This is a genomic window from Rhodopseudomonas sp. B29, assembly GCF_000333455.1.
Taxonomy (GTDB): Bacteria; Pseudomonadota; Alphaproteobacteria; order Rhizobiales; family Xanthobacteraceae; genus Rhodopseudomonas.
In genome coordinates this window covers 1-6,573 of sequence record NZ_BADD01000337.1, presented here as the reverse complement: position 1 = coordinate 6,573, position 6,573 = coordinate 1, and the positions used below count along the sequence as shown (strand labels likewise).

General features: G+C 65.6%; 7 protein-coding genes. 5 read left to right on the top strand and 2 right to left on the bottom strand.

Annotation, left to right across the window (positions count from 1 at the left end; all coding sequences use genetic code 11):
• The 5 genes from I5M_RS12195 to lpxB form a co-directional block, all read left to right on the top strand.
• The coding region (locus I5M_RS12195) for a UDP-3-O-(3-hydroxymyristoyl)glucosamine N-acyltransferase (protein ID WP_022721664.1) at positions 1–540 on the top strand (540 nt) is incomplete at its 5' end.
• The gene (gene fabZ / locus I5M_RS12190) at positions 540–995 is read left to right on the top strand and encodes a 3-hydroxyacyl-ACP dehydratase FabZ (RefSeq protein ID WP_022721663.1); all 456 of its coding nucleotides are present in this window, start codon (positions 540–542) and stop codon (positions 993–995) included. The genes I5M_RS12195 and fabZ, both read left to right, overlap by 1 nt.
• Positions 995–1,825, top strand: a complete 831-nt coding sequence (lpxA, locus tag I5M_RS12185; protein WP_022721662.1) for an acyl-ACP--UDP-N-acetylglucosamine O-acyltransferase — start codon at positions 995–997, stop codon at positions 1,823–1,825. Before fabZ ends, lpxA begins: the two co-directional genes overlap by 1 nt.
• A 14-nt stretch (positions 1,826–1,839) precedes the next feature.
• Entirely contained in the window at positions 1,840–2,694 is an 855-nt protein-coding gene (locus I5M_RS12180) for an LpxI family protein (RefSeq protein WP_022721661.1), read from the top strand.
• Positions 2,694–3,875: a lipid-A-disaccharide synthase gene (gene lpxB / locus I5M_RS12175; protein WP_022721660.1), complete on the top strand. Its 1,182-nt coding sequence runs from the start codon at positions 2,694–2,696 to the stop codon at positions 3,873–3,875. The genes I5M_RS12180 and lpxB overlap by 1 nt, the downstream gene beginning before the upstream one ends.
• Positions 3,876–4,173: 298 nt before the next feature.
• Here lpxB and gltA read toward each other — a convergent pair whose 3' ends face one another.
• Both gltA and I5M_RS12165 read right to left on the bottom strand, forming a co-directional pair.
• On the bottom strand, positions 4,174–5,478 hold the full coding sequence (gene gltA, locus I5M_RS12170; protein WP_022721659.1) for a citrate synthase: 1,305 nt from the start codon (positions 5,476–5,478) through the stop codon (positions 4,174–4,176).
• A 153-nt stretch (positions 5,479–5,631) separates the two neighbouring features.
• Positions 5,632–6,573, bottom strand: a 942-nt coding sequence (locus I5M_RS12165) for a glutamate--tRNA ligase (RefSeq protein ID WP_022721658.1), incomplete at its 5' end; no start/stop codon positions are given.

Sequence of the window (6,573 nt, the reverse complement as noted above, 5' to 3'; positions counted from 1 at the left end):
CATCTGCAGTGGACCCTGGTCTGCAACAACGTCATCATTCATCCCGGCTGTCACATCGGCCAGGACGGCTTTGGTTTCGTGTTCGGCGCCGGCCGACACACGAAGGTGCCGCAGATCGGCCGCGTCATCATCCAGAACGACGTCGAACTCGGCGCCGGCACCACCGTCGATCGCGGCTCGCTACGCGACACGGTGATCGGCGAGGGGACAAAGATCGACAATCAGGTTCAGGTCGGCCACAACGTAACAATTGGTCGACATTGCGTTGTCGCCGCGCATTGTAGCCTTGCCGGCAGCCTGACGCTGGGCGACAACGTCGCGCTGGGCGCCAAGGTCGGCATCAACAATCACGTCCTGGTGGGCGACGGCGCTCAAGTCGCCGCGATGGCCGGGGTCAAGGACGACATTCCCGCCGGCGAGCGTTGGGGCGGCATCATCGCCAAGCCCACCAAAGCCTGGTTCCGAGAGGTGCTGGCGCTGCGCCGCCTGGCCGGGACCGAGGTGAAGCCTGCAGGAAGCAAGGACGAGGGTTCGGATTGATGGAGTCGCCGATTTTGCACGAGGTGGTGGATATCAACGCCATCCTCAACATCCTGCCGCACCGCTTTCCTTTCCTGCTGATCGATCGGGTTCTCAACATCCGCGAGAACCACGACGGCATCGGCATCAAGAACGTCACGCACAACGAGCCGGTGTTTCAGGGCCACTTCCCGGGGCGGCCGGTGTTTCCCGGTGTGCTGATGGTCGAAGGCATGGCGCAGACCGCCGGCGTCATCGGCATTCTGTCGATGGGGCTGAGCGAGCGGCCGAAGGCCGTGTACTTCCTCACCGTCGACAAGTGCAAGTTTCGCAAGCCGGTGCTGCCCGGCGACACCATCGAGTATCACATGAAGAGCATCGGCCGCCGCAAGGCGATGTGGTGGTTTCACGGCGACGCCAAGGTCAACGGCGTGACCGTTGCCGAAGCCGATGTCGGCGCGATGCTGGCCGACTGATGGCCAGCAACATCGACTCCAGCGCCCGGATCGCCGACGGCGCCGTCATCGGCGACGACGTCACAATCGGACCGTTCTGCATCGTCGGCCCCAACGCGGTGATCGGCGCCGGCTGCAACCTCATCGCCCATGTGCACATCGCCGGTCACACCACGATCGGCGAACGCTGCACGATCTATCCTTACGCCTCGCTGGGCGGCCCGCCGCAATCGACCGGCTACAAGGGCGAGCCGACCAGGCTCGAAGTCGGCAGCGCCTGTACCATCCGCGAGAACGTGACTTTCAACCTCGGCACCGTGTCCGGCGGCGGCCTGACCAAGGTCGGTGACCGCGGGTTCTTCATGGCCGCGAGCCACGTCGGCCACGATTGCGTGGTCGGCAATGACGTCATCTTCGCCAATGCGGCGACGCTGGGCGGTCATTGCGAAGTCGGTGACTACACCTTCATCGGCGGCCTCACGGCACTCCAGCAGTTCACCCGCGTCGGGCCGCAGGCGATGATCGGCGGCATGAGCGGCGTGCGCCAGGCGATCATCCCGTACGGACTCGCGCACGGGGTCTATGCCGATCTCGCCGGCCTCAACGTCGTCGGCATGCGCCGCCGCGGCTTCACCAAGGCGCGTCTCGGCGCCATCCGGCTGTTCTACAAGGAACTGTTTTTCGGCACCGGCCGTTTCGATGACCGGCTCGAACAGGCCCGCGGACGCTGTGGCGACGATCCGGCGATCGCCGAGATCGTCGGTTTCATCGACGAGGGCCGCCGCCGCGGCAAGCGCTATCGCGCGCTATGCATGCCAAAGGGCGGGGCGTCCACCGAGGACGACGAATAGTCGAACGGACGGTCATGGCCGAGCAAACGCCGCAGATCAGCCGGAACGTCGGAGTGGTCGCAGGCGGCGGCGTTCTGCCGTTCGCGGTCGCCGACTCGCTGATCGCACGCGGCGTGACGCCGATCCTATTTCCACTGAAGGGGAGCTGCGACGCAGCCGCCGTGCTCCGCTTCAAGCATCACTGGATCACACCGGGTAGCCTCGGCCGGTTGCAGCGGTTAGCTCGCGCCGAGGCCTGCGGCGATCTGATCTTCATCGGCTCGCTGGTCCGTCCGGCGCTGTCGGAGATGTGGCTCGACTGGGGCGCGATCAAAGCGCTGCCGACGGTGATCTCGGCGTTTCGCGGCGGTGATAATCATCTGCTCAAAGCGGTCGGCCGTTACTTCGAGACGGGCGGATTTCGTATTCTCGGCCTGAAAGAAGTTGCGCCTGATCTGTTGATGCCACTCGGTAACCTGGCGCACGCGCAGCCCGATGAGGCGACCCGCGCCGACATCGCCAAGGGCCGCGCGGTGCTGGCCGCGCTCAGTCCGTTCGACATCGGGCAGGGCTGCGTCGTTATCGACGGCCATGTCGTCGCGGTCGAAGACACAGGCGGCACTGATGAATTACTTCAGCGCATCGTCGCGCTCCGTGAGCGCGGCCGCATCCGCGCGCGGCCGGGTCGCGGCGTCCTGGTGAAAGCGCCGAAGGCCGGCCAGGACCTGCGTTTCGATCTGCCGGCGATGGGGCCCCGCACGATCGAGGGATTGGCGAAGGCACAGCTCGCGGGCATGGCGGTCGTGGCAGGCTACACCGTGGTTGCCGAGCCGCAGGCGATCGTCGAGGCCGCGGATCGTGCGGGCTTGTTCGTCGTCGGTGAACCGTGATGAGTGAGCCTGCCGCGGTGCCGAAGGTCTATCTGATCGCGACCGAGGAATCCGGCGACCGTCTCGGCAGCGCGTTGATGCGCGAACTGAAGGACCGTCTCGGCGAAAAGGCTCAGTTCGAAGGCATCGGCGGCCACGCGATGGCGGAGCAGGGGCTTGCCTCGCTGTTCCCGATCGAAGAGCTGTCGATCATGGGATTCGCCGCCGTGGTGCAGCGGCTGCCGTCATTGCTGCGGCTGATCCGCCGCGCTGCCGACGCTGTGCTCGCCGCTTCGCCCGATATCCTGGTGATCATCGATAGTCCCGACTTCACGCACCGCGTCGCCAAGCGCGTGCGGGCGAGGGCGCCGTCGATCCCGATCGTCGACTACGTGTCGCCGACGGTGTGGGCATGGCGGCCCGGCCGGGCGCGGGCGATGAACGCCTATGTCGACCACGTGCTGGCGCTGCTGCCGTTCGAGCCCGCGGCCTATCGCCGGCTCGGCGGCCCGCCCTGCAGCTATGTGGGCCATCCGCTGACTCAGCAGATCGATACGCTGCGTCCGAACGCCGACGAGCAGCGCCGCCGCGATGGCGAGCCGCCGGTGCTCTTGGTTCTGCCCGGCAGCCGACGCAGCGAGGTTCGTCACCACGCCGCGGCCTTCGGCGCGACGCTGGCGCAGCTACGTGAGCAGGGCGTCGACTTCACGCCGGTGCTGCCGACCACGCCGCGGCTCGAAGCATTGGTCCGCGAAGCCACCGCTGATTGGACAGTGCAGCCGCAGATCGTGGTCGGCGAAGACGCCAAGCGTGCGGCTTTCCGAACCGCGCGGGCGGCGCTGGCCAAATCCGGCACGGTGACGCTCGAACTGGCGATCGCCGGTGTACCAATGGTGACGGCCTATCGTGCCGGCTCGGTGGAGGTCTGGATCGCGCGGCGCGTAGTGAAGCTGAGCACCGTCATCCTCGCCAATCTGGTGATCGGCGACAACGTCGTGCCGGAATATCTGCAAGAGGATTGCGTGCCGGAGAGGTTGGTGCCGGCACTCCGCGAGGTGCTCGGCGACACGCCGGCGCGCCGCCGTCAGCTCGAGGCTTTTGCGAAGATCGACGGTATCCTGTCGACCGGCCAGGAGACGCCCAGTGGTCGCGCGGCGGCGATCGTGCTGGATGTGATGGCCAAGGGCCGTTCGGTTCACTGATACAGAGCGCTTCTTGGATCGATCGAAGCGAAGTGATCTTCACAAGTGCAGAGTCGTCATCCCGAGGTGCGCGCGTAGCGCGCCTCGAAGGATGCGGCCAAGGTGCCTGTGGCTCATCCTTCGACGCCCTCCGCGCCGCGCTTAACGCGTGGCCCGGCGGGCACCTCAGGATGACGGCGGAAGTCGGAGCGAAACCGCGATCTATCGAGAGAAGAACTGCTCCAACAAGGCGTACCGCAAAACAAAAAGGACCGGCGCGAGGCCGGTCCTTCCATAGTCGTTAGCGTCGTGGCGAGGCTCAGCCGCGCTTGTCCATGTCGACGTAGTCGCGGGTGGTGGCGCCGGTGAAGAGCTGGCGCGGACGGCCGATCTTCTGCTGCGGATCCTCGATCATCTCGCTCCACTGGCTGATCCAGCCGACGGTGCGGGCGACCGCGAACAGCACGGTGAACATGTCGGTCGGGAAGCCCATCGCCTTCAGCGTGATGCCCGAATAGAAGTCGACGTTCGGGTAGAGCTTGCGGTCGATGAAGTACTGATCGCTGAGCGCGATGCGCTCCAGCTCCATCGCGACCTTGAGCAGCGGGTCGCCGCCATGGCCGGTTTCCGCCAGCACTTCGTGGCAGACCTGCTGCATGATCTTGGCGCGCGGATCGTAGTTCTTGTAGACGCGGTGGCCGAAGCCCATCAGCCGCACCGACGAGTTCTTGTCCTTCACCTTAGCGATGAAGTCCGGGATGTTCGAGACGTCGCCGATTTCCTTCAGCATCGTCAGCGCCGCCTCGTTGGCGCCGCCATGCGCCGGACCCCACAGGCAGGCGATGCCGGCGGCGATACAGGCGAACGGGTTGGCGCCGGACGAGCCGGCGATACGCACCGTCGAAGTCGAGGCGTTCTGCTCGTGGTCGGCATGCAGCGTGAAGATCTTGTCGAGCGCGTTCGCCAGCACCGGGTTGACGACGTACTCTTCGCACGGCGTGGCGAAGCACATCCGCATGAAGTTGGCGGCGTAGCCCAGCGAATTCTTCGGATAGATGAAGGGCTGACCGACCGAGTACTTGTAGGCCATGGCGGCCAGCGTCGGCACCTTGGCGATCATCCGGATCGAAGCGACCATCCGCTGGGTCGGATCGTTGATGTCGGTGGAGTCGTGGTAGAACGCGGCCAGAGCGCCGACCGAGGCGACCATCACGGCCATCGGATGCGCGTCGCGGCGGAAGCCATTGAAGAACCGCGACATCTGATCGTGCACCATGTTGTGGCGCGTGACGCGGTAGTCGAAGTCTTCCTTCTGCGCCTTGGTCGGCAGCTCGCCGTACAGCAGCAGGTAGCAGGTCTCGAGGAAGTCGCCCTTCTCGGCGAGCTGTTCGATCGGATAGCCGCGGTATTGGAGAACGCCGGCGTCGCCGTCGATGTAGGTGATCTTGGATTGGCAGCTCGCCGTCGAGGTGAAGCCGGGATCGTAAGTGAACATCCCGGTCTGGGCGTAGAGCTTGCCGATATCAACGACGTCGGGGCCGACGGTCCCGGTCAGGATCGGGAGGTCGAAATTCTTGTTTCCAACCGTCAGCGTCGCTGTTTTGTTGTTGGTGGTTGCGTCCATCGTGTGGTCCCCGATGTTCGTTGTCGAAGCCAGGCGCGAGCACCCGAAAGATGCGAGCGCGACTGGTTGGCCTAAAAAGCACGCCGAATGCGTATCGTATCGGCGTGTGCACTGCAAGGCAGCCGCCGGGAGGCTGGTCTGCCCCCCGGGCGATTACGCGGCCTGGTCGGCCAGCCGCGACAGGCACTCGTCGCGGCCCAGCACCGCCAGCACGTCGAAGATGCCCGGCGACGTCGTCCGTCCGGTGAGCGCCACACGCAGCGGCTGCGCCACGGCGCCGAGCTTGAGCCCGGCCTGATCGGCAAAGCCGCGCATGGCTGCTTCGGTGGTCGCCGCGGACCAATCCTCGACGCGCTCCAGCGCCGCGCGGAGCTGGCCGATCAGAAGCCGAGTTTCCGGCGTCAGGACGGCCTCGGCCTTGGGGTCGAGTGCCAGCGGCCGATCGGCGAAGATGAAGCCCGCATTGTCGAGAAGCTCGATCAGCGTCTTGGCCCGCTCCTTCAGTCCCGGCATCGCCCGCAGCAACTGGGCGCGGACCTGGTCGTTGAATTTGGCCGCAATCGCCGGCCCCTGCGGGATGTAGGCGAGCAGCGCCTCGAGCTGCGTCACGAGAGATTGATCGTCGCTCTGACGGATGTAGTGACCGTTGAGGCTCTCGAGCTTGGCGAAATCGAACCGCGCCGCCGAGCGGCCGATCGAGCCGAGGTCGAAGGCATCGATCATTTCCTGCGTGGTAAATATTTCCTGATCGCCATGGCTCCAGCCGAGCCGCACTAGGTAGTTGCGCAGCGCCGCCGGCAGATAGCCCATCGCGCGGTAAGCATCGACACCTAGCGCGCCGTGGCGCTTCGACAGCTTCGAACCGTCCGGGCCGTGGATCAGCGGGATGTGCGCCATCACCGGCAGTTCCCACTCCAGCGCATCGTAGATCTGCTTCTGACGCGCCGCGTTGATCAGATGATCGTCGCCGCGGATGACGTGGGTGACGCCCATATCGTGGTCATCGACCACCACGGCCAGCATGTAGGTCGGCGTGCCGTCGCTGCGCAGCAGCACGAGGTCGTCGAGATTCTCGTTCTGCCAGGCAACGCGGCC